We start from the raw sequence: 24,768 nt of genomic DNA, 5'->3' as shown, positions 1-24,768 counted from the left end.
GCTCACAGTTGCGATTCGATCGGAAACAGCCCGAGGAACCACACTTCCATCCGCCGCCCGGCGGATACCTCCGGCTCGTGGTCGATCTCGGTGACCTTCCCGTCCGCGTCCGTCTGAACCCACGTGAGCCGCCCTTTGCCAGCCGCGTCGGTTCTCGCTTCCACGCGCCATGCGATCTGGTCGAGCCGCGCTTCCAGATCGTTGGCCACCTGGGATGCGATCGCCGGGCTCTCGCAGTAAAGGCCGATCTCCGTATTGAGGTTCAGCGAGCGTGGATCGAGATTCATCGACCCGATGAAAATGCTCGTGTGATCGAACACGTAGGTCTTCGCATGCAGCGACGCACGCGACGAGCCGATGATGACCTGCTTCGAAATGCTCTTGTCGCCCGATGGCCGGCGCTCGTAAAGCCGCACGCCCGCGTTCACCAGATCGCTTCGATAGCGGCGGTAGCCGGCATGCACGGCCGCCACGTCGGTCGACGCGAGCGAATTGGTCAGCACCGTCACGCGCACGCCGCGCGCCACGAGCGCGCGCAGCCGATCTACGGCATCCTTGCCCGGCACGAAATACGGCGACACGATCAGCAGGTCGTGCTGCGGCTGCAACGCGAGCGCACGCAACTGCGGCATCAGGTGCCCGTCGCGGTCCTTCGGCGGGTGCGCGATCTTCGACGGATCGTCGTACAGCACCGTCGCATGCCCCCACGACAATTCGGTGCCCTGCCCGTGAACGATCCGGTCGAGCCGCTGGCGTGCCTCGAGCACGTACGGATTGTCTTCCATCGCCCTCAGGTAGTCGCGCAACCGTTCGCGCTCGCGGTCGAGCCCGCCCGGCGCCGCATCGTGCCCGACCAGCGTATCGACCGGATACGCATACGGCGAATTCCAGAACGTATCGAATTCGGTCGAGATGTCCTTCACGACCGGGCCGTGAACGACGACGTCGAGATCGCCGAATTCCAGCATCGACGATGCGCCGAAATATTCATCGCCGATATTGCGACCGCCGACGATCGCCGCCTGGTTGTCCGCGATCATCGCCTTGTTGTGCATGCGCCGGTTGACGCGCGAGAACTCGAATACGGTGCCGATCTTCTTGAACCGGCGCGTGGCCACTGGATTGAACAGCCGGATCTCGATGTTCGGATGCGCGCTGATCTCGAGCAGCTTGCGGTCGTCCGCGTTGGTGCCGAGATCGTCGAGCAGCGCGCGCACGCGCACGCCGCGATCGGCCGCGCGCATGACCGCATCGGCCAGTTCGTGGCCGGTCAGGTCGTCGTGCCAGATGTAGTACTGAAGGTCCAGCGAGCGATCGGCGCGGTCGGCGAGCAGCACGCGCGCGTCCAGCGCGTCGACCGGATCGGTCAGCAAATGAAACGCGTCCTGCCCCGGATGCGCGGCAGCCTGCTGGCGAAATGCCGCGCCGAGGCGCGTATCGTCGGTATCGGTGAATGCATGCGTCGGCGCGCGGTCGGCCTGCGGCGGCAGGCTCGCGCACGCGACAAGCATCAACAACGACAGAATCGCACCCCACGAACGCAGCATGATCATGTTGGCCGCCCCCACTGTCGGGCGAAGTCGGATTGTGTTTGTTCTGGCTGCCGGACGGAGCGCGGCGCGGGTCATCGGTGCGCGCGCGACGGAGCAGCGTGCGACCGGATCGCGCCACAGCATACTTCGATTGATATCGGGGCCGCACGCTTTCCGTGTTTCCGCGGTGGCGAAGATGCGACAGGCGGCGCCGGCGCGAACGCGTTCAATACGGTCGACACATGCGTCCCGCGCCCCAAAAGAAAAACCCGCGACGCCGTGCGGCATCGCGGGTTTCGCGGCTTCCCCCGGACAACCGTGGAAGCGAATCTGGTGGGCCCCCCGGGAGTCGAACCCGGCACCAACGAATTATGAGTTCGCTGCTCTAACCAAGCATGAGCTAGGGGCCCAGACGAGAAGCAAAGCGTGCTACACGCCACCCCGGCAACGAGGCCGGGCCGGCATTGTAACAACAAAGACGACAGAGGGAACAAACGCCACCGGCATCATGCGGACACCGGCGGCGTTCGTGGCAGAGACGCTGGAAATCAGTTCCCTTCGAGGAACGACTTCAGCTTGTCGGAACGGCTCGGGTGACGCAGCTTGCGCAGCGCCTTGGCCTCGATCTGACGGATCCGCTCACGCGTGACGTCGAACTGCTTACCGACTTCCTCGAGCGTGTGATCGGTGCTCATCTCGATACCGAAACGCATCCGCAGCACCTTCGCCTCGCGTGGCGTCAGCGAATCGAGCACGTCCTTCACGACGTCGCGCATGCTGGCATGCAGCGCGGCATCCGCCGGCGCGACCGTGTTGGTGTCCTCGATGAAGTCGCCGAGATGGGAATCGTCGTCGTCGCCGATCGGCGTTTCCATCGAGATCGGCTCCTTCGCGATCTTCATGATCTTGCGGATCTTGTCTTCCGGCATCTCCATCTTCTCGGCGAGCGTGGCCGGATCCGGCTCGAGACCGGTTTCCTGCAGGATCTGCCGCGAGATGCGGTTCATCTTGTTGATCGTTTCGATCATGTGAACCGGAATACGGATCGTGCGCGCCTGGTCCGCGATCGAGCGCGTGATGGCCTGACGGATCCACCACGTCGCATAGGTCGAGAACTTGTAGCCGCGACGGTATTCGAACTTGTCCACTGCCTTCATCAGGCCGATGTTGCCTTCCTGGATCAGGTCGAGGAACTGCAGGCCGCGGTTCGTGTACTTCTTCGCGATCGAGATCACGAGACGCAGGTTCGCCTCGGTCATTTCGCGCTTCGCCTGACGTGCCTTCAGTTCGCCGGCCGCCATCTGGCGGTTGGTTTCCTTCAGGTCCTTCAGCGGCAGCACGACGCGCGCCTGCAGGTCGAGCAGGCGCTGCTGCTGTTCGCGGATCGCCGGGACGTTACGCGACAGCACCGCGCTGTACGAATGGCCTTCCGCGGTGATCTTCTCCGCCCAGTCGAGATCCGTCTCGTTGCCCGGGAAGCGTGCGATGAATTCCGAACGCGGCATGCCGCACTTGTCGACGACGATGTGCAGGATCTGACGCTCGACCTGACGCACTTCGTCCACTTGCGCACGCAGCGTGTCGCACAGACGCTCGACGGTACGCGCGGTGAAGCGGATCGTCATCAGTTCGGTCTGGATCGTTTCCTGCGCCTTCAGGTAGGCCTTCGACTTGTAGCCTTCCTTCTCGAACGCGCGGCGCATCTTGTCGAACCACTCGCTGATCTGCGAGAACTTCTCGAGCGACGCACGCTTGAGGGCTTCGAGTTGGGCGGCGTTCGCCGATGCCTGCGCGGCGCCGTCGTCTTCCTCCTCTTCCTCTTCTTCCTCTTCCTCTTCGGCTTCCTCATCCTCGTTCTCGATGGCTTCCGCTTCCTTCGCGGAGAAGCCGTCCGTATCGGCGGAGTCCGAAGCATTCGGATCGAGCAGGCCGTCGACGAGCTCGTCGACGCGGATCTCTTCGTTCGCGACGCGTTCGGCCATCGCGAGGATGTCGGCGATCGTCGTCGGGCACGCGGAGATGGCCATCACCATGTGGCGCAGGCCGTCCTCGATCCGCTTCGCGATCTCGATTTCGCCTTCGCGCGTGAGCAGCTCGACCGTGCCCATCTCGCGCATGTACATCCGGACCGGATCGGTCGTGCGGCCGAATTCCGAATCGACGGTGGACAGCGCGACTTCCGCTTCCTCCTCGACTTCATCGTCCGACGACGCGGCGGGCGCGTTGTCGTTCAGGAGCAGCGTCTCCGCGTCCGGCGCCTGCTCGTAAACCGCCACGCCCATGTCGTTGAACGTGCCGATGATGCCCTCGAGGGCTTCGGTCTCGGTGAAGTTGTCCGGCAGGTGGTCGTTGATTTCGGCGTACGTGAGGAAGCCGCGCTCCTTGCCGAGCTTGATCAGCGCGCGCAGTTTCACGCGGCGCTCTTCGAGCTCCTCGGCCGTGCCCGGCGTGCTCGTCGCGAACGCTTCCTTCAGCAGCGCCTTTTCCTTGGCGCGACGATCGCGCACCTTGGACTTGCCCGGTGCAGCCGCGGCTGCGGGCTGCTCGTCGCTCTGATTTGCGTCGTCTTCGACGGATACTTCGTTCAGCTTTTTGGTCATGGAGTTCGCCGTACCGGCTATATCGACTCGCGGCTGCTGGACGACAGCCGGTTGAACCGTGGGTGCATGAGTAGTACGTACTGCCGTTTCGTCCGCGTCGGCAGTCGTGTCCCTTGCGCTTTTCGCACTTGCCCGCTTCGCCGCCGGCTTGGCCGGCCCGGAGTCGGGTCTGGCGGCAGCCCGTGTTCTGGCTGCCGGCGCCGGCGCAGCCTGAGCAGTGCCGGCCGCGGTTTTCTTTCCTGCAGGGGCTGACGTGGCTGAAGACGTTGTCCTGGTGGAAGAAGCAGACTTGGCCGCTGTGACCTTTTTGGTCGGCTCCGTCGAGCCCTTGCCCGTTGCTTTCTTTCCGCCTGTCGTCTTTGCCATCGCGATTCTCGCCTCTGCTTGGAAAACAAACCGCTGGAAACCTTATATTATAGCACGCTGGGGAGCCCTCTCTAAGCGCCCCGGCCGCCTACAGCCCGAGCCGACGCTTCATGTCGGTTCGCTGCTGGTTCAATTCCGTCAATTCGGCCAGTTCCTCGGGGGTGAAGGTGGATTGCCGCGCCAGCCTGTCCAGCCGGTCGCAGCAGGCGTCGTAGCGCATCTTGAGCACAGCTGCCTGCAGCTCCTCCCCCGCAATCCGCTCCTGCTCACGCTGCCGTTCGGGCACCGTCTCGTCTTCCGGATTCTGTAACAGCAGATCGCGGACGTTTTCATCATAGTCCAGAATTTCGCGGAAGATTTCCTCGTAAGTCGCCCCATTCGAGGACGTCCTCAGGACATCAGACAGCAGCCGGAACTCCGCGCCGTCGCCCAGCGCACGCGCATGATCGACAACTTCCGCGAACAATTCGCCGATGCGCGGCAGCGCGCGCAGGGTCGCAATCTGTTCGTCGTCGAGCTGCGATGCGATGCGCGGATGCATTACCAGCGTGCGCAGCGCGCGCTTTTCGCTGTCCGTCACGCGACGCCGCTCGCTGCGCGCGGGCGCCTGACGCGGCGGCGCCGCGATACGCGTATCGACGTCCGACAGCGCCGCGACCTCCTCGAACGGGATATCGAGGCGATCGGCGAACATGTGCATGATCTGCGCGCGCAACGCGTTCGCGGGCAGCGCCTGCAACAGCGGCTTCGCATCGAACAGGGCCTTCGCGCGGCCTTCCGGCTGATCGAGCGCCTTGCCGGCAATGGCTTCGTTCAACAGAAATTGCGACAGCGGCATTGCGCGTTCGACCTGCTCGGAGAACGCGTCCGCGCCGAACTCGCGCACGTAGCTGTCCGGATCGTGCTCGGTCGGCAGAAAAAGGAACCGGATCGTCCGGTTGTCGCCCGCATGCGGCAGGCAGGCCTCGAGCGCGCGCCGGGCCGCGCGCCGCCCGGCCGAATCGCCGTCGAAACTGAAAATGACGGTGTCGGTCTGTCGCAGCAGCTTCTGCACGTGAATCGGCGTGCACGCGGTACCGAGCGTCGCGACCGCGTTCGGAAAGCCGAGCTGCGCGAGCGCGACGACGTCCATGTAGCCTTCGACGACCAGCACGTACTTGCGCTCGCGAATCGCGAGCCGCGCCTCGAACAGCCCGTACAGCTCGCTGCCCTTGTTGAACAGCGGCGTTTCCGGCGAGTTCAGGTACTTCGGCTCGCCGCTGCCGAGCACGCGGCCGCCGAAACCGATCACCTGCCCCTTCACGTTGCGGATCGGGAACATGATCCGCTCGCGGAACCGGTCGTAGCGGCGCGCGACACCCTGCGCGTCGGTTTTCTCGCTGACGATCACGAGCCCCGCCTCGACAAGCGACTCGTCGCGATAGTCGGGGAACGCGGCTTCGAGGTTCTGCCAGCCGTCCGGCGCATAGCCGAGACCGAAGCGCGCGGCGATCTCGCCGGTCAGGCCCCGGTTCTTCAGGTACTGGATCGCGACGGTCGCGCCGCGCAACTGCTTGCGGTAGTAGTCGCACGCCGCGGTCATCGCGTCGGACAGCGCGGTCGCCACCGATTTCGACACGGGCGCCGGATAGTCGCCGCCCCCGCCTCCGCCCCCACCGCCGCGCATCGACGGCTCGTGCGGCACGGTCAGCCCGACGGATTGCGCGAGTTCCTGCACGGCTTCCGGGAACGTGAGCCCCGCGTGTTCCATCAGGAAGCCGATCGCCGTGCCGTGCGCACCGCAACCGAAGCAGTGATAGAACTGCTTGGTCGGGCTGACGGTAAACGACGGACTCTTCTCGTTATGGAACGGGCACAGCCCCATGAAGTTGGCGCCGCCCTTCTTGAGCTGCACGTACCGGCCCACCACGTCGACGATATCGACGCGGTTCAGCAAATCCTGCAGGAACGAATGCGGAATCACCGTGGGATCGAGCGAAAAAAGACAATACGACGCCCGGCGCACGCATCGCTGGGCGCGCCGGGAACGGGTTTTACTTCGTGAGCGCGGCCTTGACCTGCGCGGAAACGGCCGTCATGTCGGCACGGCCGGCGAGCTTGCCCTTCAGCACGCCCATCACCTTGCCCATGTCCTGCGGGCCGGCTGCGCCGGTTTGCGCGACCGCCGCCTGGACCTCGGCCGCCACTTCGGCGTCCGACAGTTGCGCGGGCATGTAGCCGCCCAGCACGGCCAGCTCGGCCTGCTCCTTCGCAACCAGATCGTCGCGGCCGGCCGCCTGGAACTGGCTGATCGAATCCTTGCGCTGCTTGATCATCTTGTCGATCACGGCCGTGATGCCCGCGTCGTCGAGCGTGACCCGGTCATCGACTTCGCGCTGCTTGATCGCGGCCATCAGCAGGCGAATCGTTGCCAAGCGCTCGCTTTCCTTCGCGCGCATCGCGGCCTTCATGTCTTCGCTGATCTGCTCTTTCAAACTCATCTTTCACCCGGGATGGAAACGTGAAACCGACGCCCGCAAATGGGCGTCAACACAAAAACCCGCTTGGGACAGTGTCTCAAGCGGGTTGCTCGAATCCGGCATCGGCGACTCGCCGCCTGATCGGCTGCGCGACCGGACCCGATCACACGGAGTCGCCGGTGCGCCGCTCAGTGAACCGCGCGGCGCCCAATCGTTCAGTACAGCTTCTTCGGCAGCGTCTGGCTGCGAATACGCTTGTAATGACGCTTCACCGCAGCGGCCTTCTTGCGCTTGCGTTCTGCGGTCGGCTTCTCGTAAAACTCACGCGCACGAAGCTCGGTCAACAGACCATTCTTCTCGATCGTGCGCTTGAAGCGACGCATTGCAACTTCGAACGGCTCGTTCTCTTTAACGCGAATGATCGTCATGATCCGACACGAATAAAGGTTTGCAGGGAAAGACTACCGAGTATAGCAGAGCGATGGGTCAAAGGCACGGACCCCACCCCCGCCAGAACCGTGCCGGCCGGCGCGTCAGGCGCCTCGCGCATACTCGGCCGCGGCCTGCCCGGCCGCCGTGCCGGACGCCCACGCCCACTGGAAGTTGTAGCCGCCGAGCCAGCCCGTCACGTCCACCGCCTCGCCGACGAAGAACAGCCCGGGCACGCGCGCGCTCATCATCGTCGCCGACGACAGCTCGCGCGTATCGACTCCGCCCTTCGTCACTTCGGCCTTCTTGTAGCCCTCGGTGCCGTTCGGCGTCAGCGTCCAGCCGGACAGCGCGTCGCCGATCTGGCGCAGCGTCTTGTCGGGCAGGTCCGCGAGCCGCGCGTCGGCCGCGACGCGATGCGTGTCGAGCCACGCATGCGCGAGGCGCGACGGCACCCAGTCGGCGAGCAGCGAACCGATCTGGCGCTTCGACGTGCGTTTCGCGTCGAGCAGGTCGGCCACCGTGTCGCGCTGCGGCAGCAGGTCGACGCGGATCGGATCGCCGGGCTGCCAGTAGCTCGAGATCTGCAGGATGCCGGGCCCGGACAGCCCGCGATGGGTCAGCAGCAGGTCCTCGACGAATTCGCCGCCGCGCTTTTTGTCGCCGGTCGATACGCGCACTTCGAGCGATACGCCGGACAGCGGCGCGAACGGCGCCCAGTCCTGCGGCGCGAACGTCAGCGGCACGAGCGCGGGCCGCGTATCGACGAGCTTGTGGCCGAACTGCTTCGCGAGCCGGTAGCCGAAGTCGGTCGCGCCGATCTTCGGGATCGACAGGCCGCCGGTCGCGACGATCAGTGCGCGCGCGCCGATCGGGCCGGCCTGCTGCGTGTCGAGCGTAAAGCCGTCGGCCGGCGCATGGCGCACCGCGTCGACGACGACGGGCCGGCGCCACGCGATGCCGCCCGCGTCGCACTCGTGCTTCAGCACGTCGATGATCGCGTCGCTGCCGTGGTCGCAAAAGAGCTGGCCCTTGTGCTTTTCGTGCCAGGTCACGTGATGGCGCTTGAGCAGCCCGAGGAAGTCGCGCGGCGTATAGCGCGCCAACGCCGAGCGCGCGAAATGCGGATTCGACGACAGGTAGTTGTCGGGCCCTGCGTACAGGTTCGTGAAGTTGCAGCGGCCGCCGCCCGAGATGCGGATTTTTTCGGCGAGCCGCGGCGCGTGATCGATCAGCACGACGCGGCGGCCGAGCTGCCCGGCGACCGCGGCGCTCATCATGCCGGCGGCGCCCGCGCCGATCACGGCGATGTCATAAGTTTCCATGGCGCGGATTGTACCTGCCCGGCCTCGGGCCCGGCCCGCCCGCGGCGGCGGCGAGCCCCCGCCTGCTATAATTTCAGGTTACGTCGACCTACCCGCGGCGCGTCCGAATCGGCGCGCCCTGCCCTCACCCATGCTCGTTCTCGGCATCGAAAGCTCCTGCGACGAAACCGGCCTCGCGCTCTACGACACGCAGCGCGGCCTGCTCGCGCACGCGCTCCATTCGCAGATCGCGATGCACCGCGAATACGGCGGCGTCGTGCCCGAGCTCGCATCGCGCGACCACATCCGCCGCGCGCTGCCGCTGCTCGAGGAAGTGATGGCGCAAAGCGGCACGCGCCGCGACGACATCGACGCGATCGCGTTCACGCAAGGCCCCGGCCTCGCCGGCGCGCTGCTGGTCGGCGCGAGCATCGCGAATGCGCTCGCGCTCGCGTGGAACAAGCCGACCGTCGGCATCCATCATCTCGAAGGCCACCTGCTGTCGCCGTTGCTGGTCGACGCGCCGCCGCCGTTCCCGTTCGTCGCGCTGCTGGTTTCCGGCGGCCACACGCAGTTGATGCGCGTGACCGACGTCGGCGTGTACGAGACGCTCGGCGAAACGCTCGACGACGCGGCCGGCGAAGCGTTCGACAAGACCGCGAAACTGATCGGCCTCGGCTACCCGGGCGGCCCCGAAGTATCGAAGCTCGCCGAAACGGGCACGCCGGGCGCGGTCGTGCTGCCGCGCCCGATGCTGCATTCGGGCGATCTCGACTTCAGCTTCAGCGGCCTGAAGACGGCCGTGCTCACGCAGATGAAGAAATTCGAAGCGGCGAAGCTCGACGGCGAAGCACTCGAACGCGCGAAGGCCGATCTTGCGCGCGGCTTCGTCGATGCGGCCGTCGACGTGCTCGTCGCGAAGTCGCTCGCCGCGCTGAAGCGGACGAAGCTCAAGCGCCTCGTGGTCGCGGGCGGCGTCGGCGCGAACCGCCAGTTGCGCGCGGCCCTGTCGGCGGCCGCGGCCAAGCGCGGCTTCGACGTGCACTACCCCGATCTCGCACTGTGCACCGACAACGGCGCGATGATCGCGCTCGCGGGCGCGCTGCGGCTCGGCCGCTGGCCTGAACAGGCGAATGCCGATTACGCATTCACGGTGAAGCCGCGCTGGGATCTCGCGTCGCTCGCAAGCTGAATCGCGCCACGCGACGCCCCAGACAGAAAACGAAAAGGCCGCTCGGTTCCGAGCGGCCTTCGTCATGGGCGCGACAAAACGCCGCGACGTTATGCAGCGTGCCGCTTGTCGCGTTCGATCAGCGCATACGCGCTGTGATTGTGGATCGACTCGAAGTTCTCGGCTTCGAGCACGTACGCGATCACGCGCTCGTCCGCATCGAGACGTTGCGCGACGTCACGCACGAGATCCTCGACGAACTTCGGGTTCTCGTAGGCACGCTCGGTGACGAACTTCTCGTCCGGACGCTTCAGCAGCCCCCACAGTTCGCACGACGCTTCCTCTTCCGCGATGCGGATCAGCGCCTCGACCGGCAGATCGGCGGCCAGCTCCGCATCGATCGTCACGTGCGAGCGCTGGTTGTGCGCGCCGTACTGCGAGATCTTCTTCGAGCACGGGCACAGGCTCGTCACCGGCACGAGCACCTTCAGGAACACGCGCGTGTCGCCGTTGCGGCTTTCGCCCGTGAGCGTCACTTCATAGTCGAGCAGGCTCTGCACGCCGGACACCGGCGCCGTCTTGTTCACGAAGTACGGGAACGTGACTTCGATGCGGCCGGCCTCGGCTTCGAGCTTCACGAGCATCGATGCGAGCATCGCGCGGAAGCGCTCGACCGTCAGCGGCGCGCGATTCTCTTCGAGCAGCGCGACGAAGCGCGACATGTGCGTGCCCTTCTGATCGGCCGGCAGACGGACGTCGAGGTTCCAGACACCGACCGTCGGTTGCACGTCGCCGCTTTCGGTACGCACCGTCAACGGATGCCGAACCGCCTTCACGCCCACGCGCTGAATCGGGATCTGACGGATATCCACCGTGCTCTGCACGTCGGGCATCACGAAGGCGGGATTCATCTGGTTCATTTGTTCAATCCTTGTAAGCCGCGCGTCCGACGACGCGCACGCCGCATCATGCGGCGGCCGGAAAAGCAACATGGGCCCGCAGGCCCATGTTTTCCGCATCAATGAAGACCGGTTGCGCCAGTCGCACCGACGCCGCCCACGGGCGGCGTCAGCTTACGCGACGCGCTTCGCCTGACCGGCGACATCGGCCGCCGGATTCAGAAAGCGTTCGCGAATCGATTTCGCGATGCCCGCGCCGTCGAGGCCGCATTGCGACAGCAGCTTCGCGGGGTCGCCATGATCGATGAACAGGTCAGGGAGGCCCAATTGTAGTACGGGTCGGATAACCCCACTCTCCATCAGGGCTTCGACGCAGGCCGAGCCCGCGCCACCCATCACGCAGCCTTCCTCGACCGTGACGACGTAGTCGTGCGTTTCGGCGAGCTCGCGCACGAGCGCCGCGTCGATCGGCTTCACGAAGCGCATGTTCGCGACCGTTGCATCGAGCTCCTCGGCAGCGGCGAGCGACGGCGCCACCATCGTGCCGAACGCGAGGATCGCGACGCGCTTGCCTTCCGGCTGCGACGTGCGGCGCCGCACTTCGCCCTTGCCGAGCGGGATCTCGGTGAATTCCTTCACCGTCGCCACGCCCGTGCCCGCGCCGCGCGGATAGCGCACCGCGGTCGGGTTCGGCTGCTGCAGCGCCGTGTGCAGCATCTGGCGGCATTCGTTCTCGTCGGATGCGGCCATGATCGTCATGTTCGGGATGCAGCGCATGAACGCGAGATCGTACGCGCCCGCATGCGTCGCGCCGTCCGCGCCGACGAGGCCCGCGCGGTCGATCGCGAACACGACCGGCAGGTTCTGCAGCGCGACGTCGTGGATCAGCTGGTCGTACGCACGTTGCAGGAACGTCGAGTAGATCGCGACGACGGGCTTCAGCCCTTCGGTCGCGAGACCGCCGGCGAACGTCACCGCATGCTGCTCGGCGATGCCGACGTCGTAGTAGCGATCCTTGAAGCGCTTCTCGAATTCGACCATGCCCGAGCCTTCGCGCATCGCGGGCGTGATGCCGACCACGCGCGTATCGCGCTCGGCTTCGTCGCACAGCCACTCGCCGAACACCTGCGTGTACGTCTTCTTCGCAGGCGTGGTCGACGGCTTGATGCCTTCGGCCGGATTGAACTTGCCGGGGCCGTGATAGAGCACGGGATCGGCTTCGGCGAGCTTGTAGCCCTGGCCTTTCTTCGTCACCACGTGCAGGAACTGCGGGCCGCGCAGCTCGCGGATGTTCTGCAGCGTCGGGATCAGCGAATCGAGATCGTGACCGTCGATCGGGCCGATGTAGTTGAAGCCGAATTCCTCGAACAGCGTGGCCGGCACGACCATACCCTTCGCGTGCTCCTCGAGCTTGCGCGCGAGTTCGAGCACCGGCGGCGCCACGCTCAGCACGCGCTCGACGCCCGCGCGCGCGGCCGCATAGAAGCGGCCCGACATCAGGCGCGCGAGATGGCGATTCAGCGCGCCGACCGGCGGCGAGATCGACATGTCGTTGTCGTTCAGGATCACGAGCACTTTCGCATCTTCCGACACGCCCGCGTTGTTCATCGCCTCGAACGCCATGCCGGCCGTCATCGCGCCGTCGCCGATCACGGCGATCGAGAAGCGGTCGTCGCCATTCAGCTGGCTGCCGATCGCCATCCCGAGCGCGGCCGAGATCGACGTGCTCGAGTGCGCGGTGCCGAACGTGTCGTATTCCGACTCCGAACGGCGCGGGAAACCCGAGATGCCGTCCTGCTGACGCAGCGAGTGCATCTGGTCGCGGCGGCCCGTCAGGATCTTGTGCGGGTAGGTCTGGTGACCCACGTCCCAGACGATGCGATCGTTCGGCGTGTTGAACACGTAGTGCAACGCGATCGTCAGCTCGACCGTCCCGAGGTTGGACGACAAATGGCCGCCCGTCTTCGACACGCTGTCGAGCACGAACGCGCGCAGTTCATCCGCGAGCGGTTGCAGTTGGCGACGATCGAGGCGGCGCAAATCCGCCGGGTCGTCGATGGTTTTCAGCAAGTCGTACATCGTCGTTCCATTGTAGGAAATCAAACGCGCCCGCATTCTTTTGCACGCACCGTAGCGTGTGCGCGGCGGCGGGCTTTCGCGTCAGCTGACCCGGTTCACTACCAGGTCGGCAAGTTCGGCGAGACGCTGTGCGCGTGCGCCGAACGGTTTCAGCGCGTCGTGCGCTTCGGCGCGCAGCTGCGCTGCCAGCTCGCGCGACGCCTCGAGACCGAGGATCGATACATAGGTCGGCTTGTCGTTCGCCGCGTCCTTGCCGGCCGTCTTGCCGAGCGTCGCCGAATCGGTCGTGACGTCGAGAATGTCGTCGACGACCTGAAAGGCCAGACCCACGGCGCCCGCGTAAACATCCAGCGCGGCCATCGTTTCCGCCGACGGCGTCTCGCCGGCCAGCGCGCCCATCCGCACGGCCGCGCGCAGCAAAGCGCCCGTCTTCATCCGGTGCATCGTCTCGAGCTGTTCGCGCGTCAGCTTCAGGCCGACGCTCGCCAGGTCGATCGCCTGCCCGCCGGCCATGCCGATCGAGCCGCTCGCGAGCGCCAGCTCGCGCACCAGCGCCGCTTGCTGCACCGGCGACAGCGCATCGGCGTCGGTCAGCGCGACGAACGCCTGCGACTGCAGCGCGTCGCCGACCAGCAGCGCCGTCGGTTCGTCGTACTGTACGTGCACGGTCGGCTTGCCGCGACGCAGCGCGTCGTCGTCCATGCACGGCATGTCGTCGTGCACGAGCGAGTAGACGTGGATCATCTCCAGCGCCGCCGCCGCCGCGTTGCGCGCCGCTTCGGTCGCGCCGGTCAGTTCGCCTGCTGCATGGCACAGCAGCGGGCGAACGCGTTTGCCGCCACCGAGGACCGCATAGCGCATCGCCTCGTGAAGTTTCGCGGGCGTCGCGGTTTCAGCCGGCAGATAGTGGCCGAGTGCGTCCTCGACACGGTCAAGCACGGACCGCATCCATTGTTCGAATGTCATAGATCGTCGTCTTCGCCGTCCGTGGCGGCCGTTCCGGACGAAAGCGGCTTCAGCGTCGCGCCGTCGAGCACGCGAACCTGCTGCTCCACTTTCTCGAGCTGCTGTTGGCAAAACGCAACGAGGGTCGCACCGCGGCGATACGCCGCCAGCGAATCCTCGAGGCTCAACGCGCCGCCTTCCATCCGGGCAACCAGCGTCTCGAGTTCCGCGAGCGCCATCTCGTAATTGTCCGGCAACGGTTCGGTGCCGTTGCCGGGCGGCGTGGCGCCTGGGGATGCGGTTTTCGCCATGGACGAGGTGTCAAATTTCAAAACAAGTCGGACATTCTACGGCAAAAGAGAATTTTCCGACCTGCCGTCGTGGGCGCCCGCGCACAATTCCGGCCCCCTCTACGACGCACAGTGTGCGCCTCTCGACGGCCGCCCGACAAAAAATTGACACAAATCAGGCACTTAATCCTAGCCTTGCGGGGCGAACCGGGTATAATTGTCCGTTTCCCTAAATCGATTTTTCGATGGTTGGGTTGTTCACTGCTTTCACGCTAACACCGGGAGTGGGAATGTCCAATCTGAGCGATGCGCTTCAGTTGAAGTCGGCCCACAGCCAGCTTCCAGTCACTGCATATTTCGATGAGGCGCTACTCGAGCGCGAGATCGAAACCCTCTTCAAGAAAGGTCCTCGTTACGTCGGGCACGAGTTGATGGTGCCCGAGGCGGGAGACTATTTTGCGCTGCCGTCCGAGAAGGAAGGCCGCGTGCTGGTCCGTAACCAGACGAACCAGATCGAGCTGCTGTCGAACGTGTGCCGCCACCGGCAGGCGATCATGCTCAACGGGCGCGGCCATGCGCAGAACATCGTGTGTCCGCTGCACCGCTGGACGTACGACCTCGAAGGCCAGTTGCTCGGCGCGCCGCACTTCCCCGACAAGCCGTGCCTGAACCTCGGCAAGAGCCCACTGCAGAACTGGCAGGGGCTGCTGTTCGAGGCCGAGGGCCGCAACGTCGCGCGCGATCTCGCGAACCTCGGCACGAAGCATCACTTCGACTTCGCCGAATACCAGTTCGATCACGTCGAAGTGCACGAGTGCGACTACAACTGGAAGACGTTCATCGAGGTCTACCTCGAGGATTACCACGTCGTCCCGTTCCACCCGGGTCTCGGCAGCTTCGTGTCGTGCGACGATCTCAAATGGGAGTTCGGCGACTGGTACAGCGTGCAGACGGTCGGCGTGCACAACGCCCTCGCGAAACCGGGCAGCACGACTTACCAGAAATGGCACGAGCAGGTGCTGAAGTTCCGCAACGGCGTGCCGCCGGAGTTCGGCGCGATCTGGATGGTCTACTACCCGGGCCTGATGATCGAGTGGTATCCGCACGTGCTGGTCGTGTCGTGGCTGATTCCGCGCGGGCCGCAGAAGACGACCAACATCGTCGAGTTCTATTACCCCGAGGAAATCGCGCTGTTCGAACGCGAATTCGTCGAGGCCGAGCGTGCCGCCTATATGGAAACGGCCGTCGAGGACGACGAGATCGCGATGCGGATGGACGCGGGCCGCCGTGCGCTGATGGCCCGCGGCGAGTCGCAGGTCGGCCCGTACCAGAGCCCGATGGAAGACGGGATGCAGCACTTCCACGAGTTCCTGCGCCGCCACCTCGGCGGCCTCTGACAGCGGCTGCGGCGCGTTGACGCCGCGCGGCATCCGGCAGACGAAAAGACGGGCTTCGGCCCGTCTTTTTTTGTTTAGACTTGGAGTGTCAGGCCATTTGCACTCCAGGGAGTCGTCATGCCACACACTCATTACACCACGCTCATCTCCGCCGCCAATCTCGCCGAGCGCCTGGCCGCGGCGCCCGGCAGCGTCGCGCTGTTCGACTGCCGCTTCGATCTCGCCGATCCCGGCGCCGGCGAAGCCGCCTACGCGGCCGGTCACCTCCCCGGCGCGCACTATCTTCATCTCGATCGCGACCTGTCAGGCCGCAAGACGGGCACCAACGGCCGCCATCCGCTGCCGACCCGCGACGCGCTCGCGACGCTGCTCGCCAGCCGCGGCCTCAAGCAGGGTCAGCAGGTCGTCGCGTACGACGCGCAAGGCGGCGCCTATGCGGCGCGCCTGTGGTGGCTGCTGCGCTGGCTCGGCCACGATTCGGTCGCCGTGCTCGATGGCGGCCTGCAGGCCTGGGAAGCGGCCGGCCAGCCGCTGACGACCGACGTGCCGCACCCGGCCGCCGGCGACTTCCGCTCGGCCACGCCGCTCGAATCGACCGTCGATGCGGCGGCCGTGCTCGCGAACGTGTCGTCGCCCGCGCGCGTCGTGATCGATGCCCGCGCACCGGATCGCTATCGCGGCGAAAACGAAACGATCGATCGGGTGGGCGGGCACATTCCGGGCGCGCGCAACCGCTTCTTCAAGGACAACCTGACCGCCGACGGCCGCTTCAAGACCGGCCATGAATTGCGCGAGGCATTCACCACCGTGCTGGCCGGCACCGAGCCGAACCGCGTGATCCTGCAATGCGGCTCCGGCGTCACCGCATGCCACAACGCGCTGGCGCTGGAAGTGGCCGGCCTGCACGGCGCGTCGCTGTACCCGGGCTCGTGGAGCGAATGGAGCGCCGATCCGTCGCGGCCGATCGCGACCGGCCCGAATCCTTGAGCACCCGCGCGGCGCGACGACGATGATGCGGCGGCCGTTGCCGCCGCTCGTCGCTTACATCACGCCGTACTTGTGGAACCACTCGATCGCGCGCTTCCAGCCGTCCTCGGCATCGCCCTTCACGTAACTCGGCCGGTAGTCGGCGAAGAACGCGTGACCGGCATCCGGATACACGACGATCTCCGATTCGCGCGCGCGCTTCGAGTCGCTCGCCTGGATCGCCTTGCGCATGTCCGCGAGCGACGCCTGCGTGATGTTCTGATCCTTCTCGCCATACAGCCCGAGCACCGGCACCTTCAGCAACGACGCATGGTCGACCGGATTGAACGGCGTCATCTCGTCGGTCTTGCCTTCGACGAACCCGTACCACGCGACGGCGGCCAACACGTGCGGATTGTGTTCCGCATACAGCCATGCCTGGCGGCCACCCCAGCAGAACCCCGTCACGCCGAGACGCGACAGGTCGCCGCCGTTCTTGCCGGCCCATGCGGCGGTCGCATCGAGATCCTCCGTCACCTGCCGGTCCGGCACCTTGCTGATGATGTGGTCGTACAGCTCCTTCATCGTCGGATACTTCGCCGCATTGCCCTGCCTGGCGAACAGGTCGGGCGCGATCGCGAGATAGCCGAGCTTCGCGAAGCGCCGGCACACGTCGGCGATATGCGCGTGGACGCCGAAGATCTCGTGGATCACGATCACGACCGGCAGGTTCGTCTTGTCGATCGGCTGGGCGCGATACGCCGGAATACTCGCATCGCCCGAGCGGATCTCGATGGTGTCGACGTCCAGCCCGGCGCTGTCGGTCGTGACCGTCTGCGCCGACACAGGCAGCACGGCCGCCGCGAAGGTGCCGCCGAGCGCAGCCTGCATGAACTTGCGGCGCGAAAACGGGACGTGGGGGACCAGGCTGTCGACTTCGGGTTTCAACATGAATGCACTCCTCGATTGGGCGCCGCCGTCACGATCGCGGATACGGCATGACGGGGCATCGCACCGGCGCGCGGCGCGGAAGTCGCGGCGGTTGGCACCCCGCCGCAAACGAAAACCCGGACAAGATGCCCAATAATCCGTTGTCGCGTCAACTGTCGGATGTGTAAGACTCGATTACGACGCGCGGCCGCACGTCTCGCGCTTCGGCGCGCGACCGAATCCTCGCGAATCGAAAAGAAAAACGGGCGGCGAACACGCACGACATGCGCATTCCCCGCCCGCTCCGCGCGCGACGACGCGATCAGTGCAGCTTGACGCGCGGCAGCGTCGTGCGCCGCAGCCAGTGCGCGACCGTGTCGAGCATCATCCGCGGATAACCGTGCAGCGCCGCGATGTGCAGCCGGTACAGCGACATGTACATGAAGCGTGCGAACAGCCCTTCGATCAGCATGTTGCCGCCGATCAGCCCGCCCATCAGGTTGCCGACCGCGCTGAAGTGACCGAGCGATACGAGCGAACCGAAATCGCGATACGTGAACTCCGGCTGCGGGCGCCCTTCGAGCCGGCAGCCGATCGCCTTGAGCAGGAAACTCGCCTGCTGGTGCGCCGCCTGCGCGCGCGGCGGCACGTTGCGTTCGTTGCCCGGCCATGCACAGGCCGCACAATCGCCGAGTGCGAACACGTTGTCGTCGGTGAAGGTCTGCAGTGTGCGACGCACGTCGAGCTGACCGAGCTTGTTGACCTGAAGGCCGTCGAGGTGCGACAGCACGGACGGCGCCTTGATGCCGGCCGCCCAGACCGTCAGGTCCGCGCGCACCGCCTTGCCGCTCGCGGTATGCACGAGCCCGGGCGCCACCTCGGTCACGCGCTCGCCGAGCATCAGCCGCACGCCGAGCTTTTCGAGCAGTTCGGCCGTCGCCGTCGACACGCGCTCCTGCAGTGCCGGCAGGATCCGCGGCCCCGACTCGATCAGCACGATGCCGACGTCATGGCGCGGATCGAGCTTGTGCAGCCCGTATACCGACAGCACCTGCGCGGTATTGCGCAGCTCCGCGGACAGCTCGACGCCCGTCGCGCCGCCGCCGACGATCACGACCTGGATACGCGGCTCGGCCGACTCGCCGGGCACGGTGGGCGCCGGTGCCTGGTGCTCGGCGCGCATGCATGCCGCGATCAGCCGCTTGCGGAAGCGTTCGGCCTCCCCGACCGTGTCGAGTGCGATCGCGTTTTCCGGCGCGCCCTGCACGCCAAAGAAGTGGGTCGTGCTGCCGATCGCGATCACGAGCGTGTCGTATTCCAGCTCGCGCGCCGGCAACAGTTCCTCGCCGTCGCTGTCGTTGAGCGGCGACAGCGTCACGCGCTTCGCCGCGCGGTCGAGCCCGGTCAACTCGCCCTGCTGGAACTCGAAGCCGTGCCAGCGCGCCTGCGCCGCATATTCGAGTTCCTGCGTGAACGGGTCCATGCTGCCGGCCGCGACCTCGTGCAGCAGCGGTTTCCAGATGTGAGTCGGATTGCGGTCGACGAGCGTGACGAGCGCACGCGCGGGACGATTGCCGCGCGCACCGTAACGGTCGCCGAGCCGCGTCGCCAGTTCCAGGCCGCCCGCGCCTCCGCCTACGATGATGATCCGATGCATCTGATTCTCCCTTTGCGAGTCGAAACGGCTGCCGCCGGATGAAGCAAACGCGATGCACGCGCGCCGCCCGGTGGATTAACCGGTTCGGACATCATCGATGTGCAGTTCGAAGCACTACGATGCGACCGATCCGGCACGCGGGGCGCGCCGCCCCGCGTCAATGACATGACTGACATGCATTGTCCGGGAGCTTGCGCGTTGACCACAAGCAAACCATCTCGATATTTGGCATCCCTGCAACAATATGCCGCGGGAAGCGGGGAATCGCACGGGGTGCGTCAGTGTGCCTCTTCCCAGTTCGCGCCGGCGCCCACTTCGGCGACCAGCGGCACCTTCAGCTTCGCGACGCCGCACATCATTTCCGGCAGTTTCTCGCGCACGAGCGACAGCTCGCTGTCGGGCACCTCGAGCACCAGTTCATCGTGCACCTGCATGATCATCCGCGACGCAAGCCGGTCGCGCGTGAGCCAGTCGTCCACCGCGATCATCGACAGCTTGATCAGGTCGGCCGCCGTGCCCTGCATCGGTGCATTGATGGCCGCGCGCTCGGCCGCCTGGCGGCGCGGACCGTTGCCGCCGTTGATCTCCGGCAGCCACAGGCGGCGACCGAACACGGTTTCGACGTAGCCCTTCTCCTTCGCGATCGCGCGCGTGTCTTCCATGTACTGCGCGACGCCCGGATAGCGCGTGAAATAGCGGTCGATATAGAGCTTCGCCGCGTCGCGCGTGATGCCGAGATTCGATGCGAGCCCGAACGCGCTCATCCCGTAGATGAGCCCGAAGTTGATCACCTTCGCAATCCGGCGCTGGTCGGAATTGACCTCCAGCGGCGTCACGCCGAACACCTCGGCGGCCGTCGCGCGGTGGATGTCCTCGCCTTGCGAGAACGCGCGCAGCAGCGACGCGTCGCCCGAGATGTGCGCCATGATCCGCAGTTCGATCTGCGAATAGTCGGCCGACACGATCCGGTGGCCCGGCGACGCGATGAACGCCTCGCGGATGCGCCGGCCTTCGGCCGTGCGCACCGGAATGTTCTGAAGATTGGGGTCGTTCGACGCAAGGCGGCCCGTCACCGCGACTGCCTGCGCATAATTCGTGTGCACGCGGCCGGTGCTGGGGTTCACCATCCGCGGCAGCTTGTCGGTATAGGTCGACTTCAGCTTCGACAGCCCGCGATGCTCGAGCAGCAGCTTCGGCAACGGGTAGTCCTCGGCGAGCTTCTGCAGCACTTCCTCGTCGGTCGACGGCGCGCCGCTCGGCGTCTTCTTCACGACCGGCAACTGCAGCTTCTCGAAGAAGATCTGCCCGATCTGCTTCGGCGAGCCGAGATTGAATTCGCCGCCCGCCAGTTCGTACGCCTCGCCCTCGAGTTCGATCAGGCGCGTCGCGATTTCGGTGCTTTGCGCCTGCAGCAGTACGTCGTCGATCAGCACGCCGGTGCGCTCCATCTTGCGCAGCACGAGCGACACCGGCATCTCGATCTCGCGGTACACGCGCTCGAGGCCCGGCTCGCGCGCGACCTGCGGATACAGCGCCTGGTGAAGCTGCAGCGTGATGTCCGCATCTTCGGCTGCATACGCGGCGGCCTGCTCGAGCGCCACTTCGTCGAAACCGATTTGCTTCGCGCCCTTGCCGGCCACGTCCTCGTACTTGATCGTCTTGACGCCGAGATGCCGCAGCGCGAGGCTGTCCATGTCGTGCGTGCGGTGCGATTCGAGCACGTACGATTCGAGCAGCGTGTCGTGCTCGATGCCGTTCAGCGCGATGTCGTAGTTCGCGAGCACCTGTGCGTCGTACTTCAGGTGCTGGCCGACCTTCTTGCGATCGGCCGATTCGAGCCACGGCTTCAGGCGCGCGAGCACTTCGTCGAGCGGAAGCTGCTCGGGCATGTCGGGGCCGCGGTGCGCGACCGGCAGGTAGGCCGCCTTGCCCGGCTCGATCGAGAACGACAGGCCGACGAGCCGCGCGAGCATCGGATCGAGCGCGGTCGTCTCGGTGTCGAACGCGGTCAGCGCGGCCGCATCGATCTTCGCGAACCACGCATCGAACTGTTCCCAAGTCTGGATCGTGTCGTATTCGCGCACGACGTCGGCTGCGATCACCGGAGCCGGCTCGCCTTCCGGCGCGTCAGCGCCGCCGCCTTCGGCCGGTGCGCTCTCGACTTCGCGCAGCCAGGTCTTGAAGCCGTAGCGCGCGAAGATGTCGCGCAGCAGGTCGCGCGCCTCGCCGTCGCTCTTCAGCGACGCTTCGATCGAGTCGAGATGCGGTGCGAGATCGCACGCGGTGTCGACCGTCACGAGCTTGCGGCCGAGCGGCAGGAAGTCGAGCGCGCGGCGCAGGTTGTCGCCAACCACGCCCTTGATGTCGGCCGCGTGTTCGATGACGCCATCGAGGCTGTCGTATTGCGACAGCCATTTCACGGCCGTCTTCGGCCCGCATTTCTCGACGCCCGGCACGTTGTCGACGGTGTCGCCGATCAGCGCGAGGTAGTCGATGATGCGCTCGGGCGGCACGCCGAACTTCGCGAGCACACCGTCGCGGTCGAGCGTCTCGTTGGTCATCGTGTTGACGAGCGTGACGCGGTCGGTCACGAGCTGCGCGAGATCCTTGTCGCCCGTCGACACGATCACGTTCATCCCGTGCCGTTCGGCTTCGCGCGCGAGCGTGCCGATCACGTCGTCGGCCTCGACGCCTTCGACCATCAGCAGCGGCCAGCCGAGCGCGCGCACCGCGCCGTGGATCGGCTCGACCTGCAACGCGAGGTCGGGCGGCATCGACGGACGGTTTGCCTTATAGTCCGCATAAAGGTCGTCGCGGAACGTCTTGCCCTTTGCATCGAACACGCAAGCGCTATACTCTGCACTGACTTCCTTGCGCATACGGCGCAGCATGTTGATGATTCCGTAGAGCGCTCCGGTCGGCTCCCCGCCAGGGCCACGCAAATCAGGCATCGCATGGTAAGCCCGATACAGATAGCTCGAACCGTCAACCAATAGCAGGGTCTTACCTTCCAGATTTCGTTCTTCAGGCATTATGAACAAGAGAAAAGTGATTCCGAGTCTGCGTTCGCTCGCAGATCAAGAGCGCGCGACGGCCAAGAAGGCGCGCGCATCGTGGCAGATGTTCACGATTATGGCAGAGTTTATCGAGGCGACCGAGTACCTGTCGGAGATCCGCCCGGCTGTCAGCATCTACGGTTCTGCCCGCCTCAAACCCGACACGCCGCACTACAAGCTCGCCGCGCAGATCGCGCGCAAGCTGTCGGACGCCGGCTTCGCGGTGATCTCCGGCGGCGGCCCCGGCATCATGGAAGCCGCGAACAAGGGTGCGCACGCCGGCAAGGCGCCGTCGGTCGGCCTGAACATCGAGCTGCCGCACGAGCAGGCCGGCAACCACTATCAGGACATCTCGCTGCGCTTCCGCCACTTCTTCACGCGCAAGGTCACGTTCGTGAAGAATTCGGATGCGGTGATCGTGATGCCGGGCGGCTTCGGCACGCTCGACGAGCTGTCCGAAGTGCTCACGCTGATCCAGACGAAAAAATCGCGCCTCGTGCCGATCATCCTCGTCGGCAGCGAGTTCTGGAAGGGGCTGCTGCAATGGTTCCGCGATCAACTGATTCCGATGGGCCTGATCAATCCGGAAGACATGGATCTGATGCAGGTGATCGACGATCCCGACCAGGTGCTCGACGCGGTGCTCGCGTTCTACGAGGACAGCGGCGAGGAAGAAGGTTCGGACGAAGACGGCCATCCGCCGCGCCCCGAAGAAGACCGGATGTTCTATCTGTAATCCATCCGTGACGTCCACCGGCCCGACGGCCGGCGGACGGCGGACGGCTTCCCGCACGGCACGCGTGGCGATCCCGCCACCTGCCGCGTGTCACTTTGTAACGCGCTGTTAATCCCGCGCCGCGGCCGCGCGCCGCCGAATGTCAAATTCGCGCAGCCGGCGCCGTGCGACACAGCGCGGCCCGCCCTGCCCGCAGCCCGCCATTGTCAAACGGTTCGGCGTGGTATCCGTTCCCATGCGCCTGCCGGCCGCCAATCCGCCGTAACAAACACGCCTCGCCTTTTTCGTCGCGTACCAGCACACTGCATTGTGTCGGCCCGGCGTTCCCCCCCGGTGGAACGGTCCCCCTCGCTTCCATCGTGTCGCGCCGGCCTCTTATAACGACCTCACGGAAAAGAACATGCAACGCTCGCTGATCGCCCTTGCCTTCGCCGGCCTCGGCCTTTCGCTGTCCGGCCTCGCCCACGCCGTCAACGTCGACGTCAACATCGGCACGCCCGCACCGGTCGTCGTCGCGCCTGCGCCCGTCGTGGTCGCCCCGGCGCCCGCGATCATCATTGGCTGGCATGGCGATCGCTACTGGGACGGCCGCCGCTACTGGGAACGCCGCGAGTGGGAGGATCACCAGCGCTATCGCGGCCGTGACGATCACCGCGGCTATCACTGCCCGCCGGGACACGCGAAGAAAGGCGAGTGCTGACCGGCACGGCGCGGTCGCTCGATGCACGCAAGGCCGCCCGGGCGCTTCGGCGCCGGGCGGCCTTTTGATTGTCGAGCGCCCGACCGCATGAATCGACGGCCTGACGACCCGCGAAATCGCTCGGCACCGGGTGGTAGTATCGCCCTTCTCCGAGGCCATTTCCGCCACTCATGCCGCTCATCCGAATCTGGGTCGTCGATCAGGCCCTTGCATCCGGCGTCGCCGCGCCGACTGACATGCTCGCGGCGGCCAACCATCTCGCCTCGACGACTTCGCAGGGCCGCACGAGCGCACCGTTTCGCTGGCGCGTCGAATCGATCGGCGGACGGCCGGTGCGAACGACCTCCGGCCTGATCATCCCGGTCGATGGCGCGATCGACGGCAGCAGTCCCGCCGACGCGATCTGGCTGACCAGCCCGTTCGTCGCGGATCTCGAGCGGCTGCTCGATCGGCCCGCAACGCTCGCGCCACTGTTCGACGCGCTGCGCCGGCAACACGCACGCGGCACGCTGATCGCGACGTACTGCACCGGCACATTCCTGCTCGCGGAGGCCGGCCTGCTCGACGGCCGCCTTGCCACGACGCACTGGTCGAAAGCATCGAGCTTCCGCGCACGCTATCCGGACGTAGCGCTGCGTGCGTCGGACATCCTGACCGAGCAGGACGGCATCCTGTGCGGCGGCGCCGTCACCTCGTACCAGAATCTCGCGCTGCGACTCATCGACAAACTGGCGAATGCGCGCCTTGCCGCGTCGGTCGCCAGGCTCATGCTGATCGACATGAACCGCGTCTCGCAGGATTCGTTCATCGACCTCGACCGGATGGGCCATCGCGGGCACGACGATCCAACCATCGCGCGCGCCCAGCGCTGGATGGAAAAGCACCTGCGGGAACCCTTCAGCCTCGCCCGGCTGAGCGATCACGTCGCGATGAGCGAACGCTCGCTCCACCGCCGCTTCAGAGACGCCGTGGGCGCGCCGCCGCTCAGGTATCTGCAGACACTCAGGATCGAAGTCGCGAAGCGGCTGCTCGCGGAAACGAAGCTCGCGATCGACACGGTCTGCGAGCGCGTCGGCTACGCGGACATCAGCGGCTTTCGGCAATTGTTCAAGCGCGAGACCGGCATCTCCCCCGGCGAATATCGCCGTCGCTTCACGCCCTAACCTCGCGCAACCGGCATCGGAAACGATGGCGGAAATGGCATCGTCGAATGGCAGTTTCGCCACTCTGCGCGTCAGCATGAGGTTCGTAC

At 65.9% G+C, this 24,768-nt stretch carries 19 protein-coding genes and 1 tRNA gene; 6 read left to right on the top strand and 14 right to left on the bottom strand.

Annotation, left to right across the window (positions count from 1 at the left end; translation table 11 throughout):
• Window positions 1–2: 2 nt before the first annotated feature.
• The 7 genes from GJG85_RS28820 to GJG85_RS28790 all read right to left on the bottom strand — a co-directional run bounded on the left by GJG85_RS28820 (window position 3) and on the right by GJG85_RS28790 (window position 8,720).
• Window positions 3–1,553 (bottom strand): phospholipase D family protein, encoded by a 1,551-nt coding sequence (locus GJG85_RS28820; protein WP_204384133.1) that lies wholly within the window; start codon window positions 1,551–1,553, stop codon window positions 3–5.
• Between the two features lie 310 nt (window positions 1,554–1,863).
• Window positions 1,864–1,942, bottom strand: a tRNA-Ile gene (locus GJG85_RS28815).
• A 138-nt stretch (window positions 1,943–2,080) separates the two neighbouring features.
• Window positions 2,081–4,498, bottom strand: coding sequence for an RNA polymerase sigma factor RpoD (rpoD, locus tag GJG85_RS28810; RefSeq protein ID WP_080334133.1), 2,418 nt, complete (start codon window positions 4,496–4,498; stop codon window positions 2,081–2,083).
• Between the two features lie 88 nt (window positions 4,499–4,586).
• A complete protein-coding gene (gene dnaG, locus GJG85_RS28805) occupies window positions 4,587–6,461 on the bottom strand; it encodes a DNA primase (RefSeq protein ID WP_124553982.1) in 1,875 nt (624 codons plus the stop codon).
• Window positions 6,462–6,531: 70 nt separating this feature from the next.
• Window positions 6,532–6,978 (bottom strand): GatB/YqeY domain-containing protein, encoded by a 447-nt coding sequence (locus tag GJG85_RS28800; protein ID WP_050011331.1) that lies wholly within the window; start codon window positions 6,976–6,978, stop codon window positions 6,532–6,534.
• Between the two features lie 194 nt (window positions 6,979–7,172).
• Window positions 7,173–7,385, bottom strand: a complete 213-nt coding sequence (rpsU, locus tag GJG85_RS28795) for a 30S ribosomal protein S21 (RefSeq protein ID WP_006479415.1) — start codon at window positions 7,383–7,385, stop codon at window positions 7,173–7,175.
• 105 nt (window positions 7,386–7,490) lie between these two features.
• Window positions 7,491–8,720, bottom strand: a complete 1,230-nt coding sequence (locus tag GJG85_RS28790) for an NAD(P)/FAD-dependent oxidoreductase (protein ID WP_256975831.1) — start codon at window positions 8,718–8,720, stop codon at window positions 7,491–7,493.
• Between the two features lie 121 nt (window positions 8,721–8,841).
• On the opposite strand from GJG85_RS28790, the gene tsaD reads away from it, so the two are divergent.
• The gene (gene tsaD / locus GJG85_RS28785; RefSeq protein ID WP_050011333.1) at window positions 8,842–9,882 is read left to right on the top strand and encodes a tRNA (adenosine(37)-N6)-threonylcarbamoyltransferase complex transferase subunit TsaD; all 1,041 of its coding nucleotides are present in this window, start codon (window positions 8,842–8,844) and stop codon (window positions 9,880–9,882) included.
• An 89-nt stretch (window positions 9,883–9,971) separates the two neighbouring features.
• On the opposite strand, the gene folE2 is transcribed toward tsaD, so the two are convergent.
• The 4 genes from folE2 to GJG85_RS28765 form a co-directional block, all read right to left on the bottom strand.
• Window positions 9,972–10,781: a GTP cyclohydrolase FolE2 gene (folE2, locus tag GJG85_RS28780; RefSeq protein WP_050011334.1), complete on the bottom strand. Its 810-nt coding sequence runs from the start codon at window positions 10,779–10,781 to the stop codon at window positions 9,972–9,974.
• A gap of 153 nt (window positions 10,782–10,934) precedes the next feature.
• Window positions 10,935–12,839 carry a 1-deoxy-D-xylulose-5-phosphate synthase gene (gene dxs, locus GJG85_RS28775; protein ID WP_050011335.1) on the bottom strand — a complete coding sequence of 635 codons (1,905 nt, stop codon included), beginning with the start codon at window positions 12,837–12,839 and terminating at the stop codon, window positions 10,935–10,937.
• Between the two features lie 81 nt (window positions 12,840–12,920).
• On the bottom strand, window positions 12,921–13,805 hold the full coding sequence (locus tag GJG85_RS28770; protein WP_050011336.1) for a polyprenyl synthetase family protein: 885 nt from the start codon (window positions 13,803–13,805) through the stop codon (window positions 12,921–12,923).
• Complete coding sequence (locus GJG85_RS28765) at window positions 13,802–14,095, bottom strand: exodeoxyribonuclease VII small subunit (RefSeq protein WP_006479428.1); 294 nt, start codon at window positions 14,093–14,095, stop codon at window positions 13,802–13,804. The genes GJG85_RS28770 and GJG85_RS28765 overlap by 4 nt, the downstream gene beginning before the upstream one ends.
• Before the next feature lie 269 nt (window positions 14,096–14,364).
• Here GJG85_RS28765 and GJG85_RS28760 point away from each other — a divergent pair, with 269 nt between their 5' ends.
• Complete coding sequence (locus GJG85_RS28760; RefSeq protein WP_050011337.1) at window positions 14,365–15,471, top strand: aromatic ring-hydroxylating dioxygenase subunit alpha; 1,107 nt, start codon at window positions 14,365–14,367, stop codon at window positions 15,469–15,471.
• A 117-nt stretch (window positions 15,472–15,588) separates the two neighbouring features.
• Complete coding sequence (locus GJG85_RS28755; RefSeq protein ID WP_050011338.1) at window positions 15,589–16,458, top strand: sulfurtransferase; 870 nt, start codon at window positions 15,589–15,591, stop codon at window positions 16,456–16,458.
• 54 nt (window positions 16,459–16,512) lie between these two features.
• Here GJG85_RS28755 and GJG85_RS28750 read toward each other — a convergent pair whose 3' ends face one another.
• From GJG85_RS28750 to polA, 3 genes are all read right to left on the bottom strand, one after another.
• Window positions 16,513–17,388 carry a dienelactone hydrolase family protein gene (locus GJG85_RS28750; protein WP_050011339.1) on the bottom strand — a complete coding sequence of 292 codons (876 nt, stop codon included), beginning with the start codon at window positions 17,386–17,388 and terminating at the stop codon, window positions 16,513–16,515.
• Window positions 17,389–17,689: 301 nt separating this feature from the next.
• Window positions 17,690–19,024 carry an NAD(P)/FAD-dependent oxidoreductase gene (locus tag GJG85_RS28745; RefSeq protein ID WP_050011340.1) on the bottom strand — a complete coding sequence of 445 codons (1,335 nt, stop codon included), beginning with the start codon at window positions 19,022–19,024 and terminating at the stop codon, window positions 17,690–17,692.
• 278 nt (window positions 19,025–19,302) lie between these two features.
• The gene (gene polA / locus GJG85_RS28740) at window positions 19,303–22,056 is read right to left on the bottom strand and encodes a DNA polymerase I (RefSeq protein WP_050011341.1); all 2,754 of its coding nucleotides are present in this window, start codon (window positions 22,054–22,056) and stop codon (window positions 19,303–19,305) included.
• 1 nt (window position 22,057) lies between these two features.
• On the opposite strand from polA, the gene GJG85_RS28735 reads away from it, so the two are divergent.
• The 3 genes from GJG85_RS28735 (at window position 22,058) to GJG85_RS28725 (ending at window position 24,679) form a co-directional block, all read left to right on the top strand.
• Window positions 22,058–22,816 (top strand): TIGR00730 family Rossman fold protein, encoded by a 759-nt coding sequence (locus GJG85_RS28735; RefSeq protein WP_050011342.1) that lies wholly within the window; start codon window positions 22,058–22,060, stop codon window positions 22,814–22,816.
• A gap of 400 nt (window positions 22,817–23,216) precedes the next feature.
• Window positions 23,217–23,516: a hypothetical protein gene (locus tag GJG85_RS28730; RefSeq protein ID WP_050011343.1), complete on the top strand. Its 300-nt coding sequence runs from the start codon at window positions 23,217–23,219 to the stop codon at window positions 23,514–23,516.
• A 170-nt stretch (window positions 23,517–23,686) separates the two neighbouring features.
• A complete protein-coding gene (locus GJG85_RS28725; protein ID WP_050011344.1) occupies window positions 23,687–24,679 on the top strand; it encodes a helix-turn-helix domain-containing protein in 993 nt (330 codons plus the stop codon).
• Window positions 24,680–24,768: the final 89 nt, after the last annotated feature.

This window comes from Burkholderia sp. MS389, assembly GCF_016899425.1.
GTDB classification, from domain to species: Bacteria; Pseudomonadota; Gammaproteobacteria; order Burkholderiales; family Burkholderiaceae; genus Burkholderia; species Burkholderia sola.
Note: the sequence above shows the minus strand (reverse complement) of the source record. Positions and strands in the feature narration are given on the sequence as shown.

Bases quoted from the DNA above. Each gene is read 5' to 3' on its own strand.
- GJG85_RS28820 (WP_204384133.1), bottom strand. From the start codon at position 1,553: ATGATCATGCTGCGTTCGTGGGGTGCGATTCTGTCGTTGTTGATGCTT.
- rpoD (WP_080334133.1), bottom strand. From the start codon at position 4,498: ATGGCAAAGACGACAGGCGGAAAGAAAGCAACGGGCAAGGGCTCGACG.
- GJG85_RS28800 (WP_050011331.1), bottom strand. From the start codon at position 6,978: ATGAGTTTGAAAGAGCAGATCAGCGAAGACATGAAGGCCGCGATGCGC.
- rpsU (WP_006479415.1), bottom strand. From the start codon at position 7,385: ATGACGATCATTCGCGTTAAAGAGAACGAGCCGTTCGAAGTTGCAATG.
- tsaD (WP_050011333.1), top strand. From the start codon at position 8,842: ATGCTCGTTCTCGGCATCGAAAGCTCCTGCGACGAAACCGGCCTCGCG.
- folE2 (WP_050011334.1), bottom strand. From the start codon at position 10,781: ATGAACCAGATGAATCCCGCCTTCGTGATGCCCGACGTGCAGAGCACG.
- dxs (WP_050011335.1), bottom strand. From the start codon at position 12,839: ATGTACGACTTGCTGAAAACCATCGACGACCCGGCGGATTTGCGCCGC.
- GJG85_RS28770 (WP_050011336.1), bottom strand. From the start codon at position 13,805: ATGACATTCGAACAATGGATGCGGTCCGTGCTTGACCGTGTCGAGGAC.
- GJG85_RS28765 (WP_006479428.1), bottom strand. From the start codon at position 14,095: ATGGCGAAAACCGCATCCCCAGGCGCCACGCCGCCCGGCAACGGCACC.
- GJG85_RS28760 (WP_050011337.1), top strand. From the start codon at position 14,365: ATGTCCAATCTGAGCGATGCGCTTCAGTTGAAGTCGGCCCACAGCCAG.
- GJG85_RS28755 (WP_050011338.1), top strand. From the start codon at position 15,589: ATGCCACACACTCATTACACCACGCTCATCTCCGCCGCCAATCTCGCC.
- GJG85_RS28750 (WP_050011339.1), bottom strand. From the start codon at position 17,388: ATGTTGAAACCCGAAGTCGACAGCCTGGTCCCCCACGTCCCGTTTTCG.
- GJG85_RS28745 (WP_050011340.1), bottom strand. From the start codon at position 19,024: ATGCATCGGATCATCATCGTAGGCGGAGGCGCGGGCGGCCTGGAACTG.
- polA (WP_050011341.1), bottom strand. From the start codon at position 22,056: ATGCCTGAAGAACGAAATCTGGAAGGTAAGACCCTGCTATTGGTTGAC.
- GJG85_RS28735 (WP_050011342.1), top strand. From the start codon at position 22,058: ATGAACAAGAGAAAAGTGATTCCGAGTCTGCGTTCGCTCGCAGATCAA.
- GJG85_RS28730 (WP_050011343.1), top strand. From the start codon at position 23,217: ATGCAACGCTCGCTGATCGCCCTTGCCTTCGCCGGCCTCGGCCTTTCG.
- GJG85_RS28725 (WP_050011344.1), top strand. From the start codon at position 23,687: ATGCCGCTCATCCGAATCTGGGTCGTCGATCAGGCCCTTGCATCCGGC.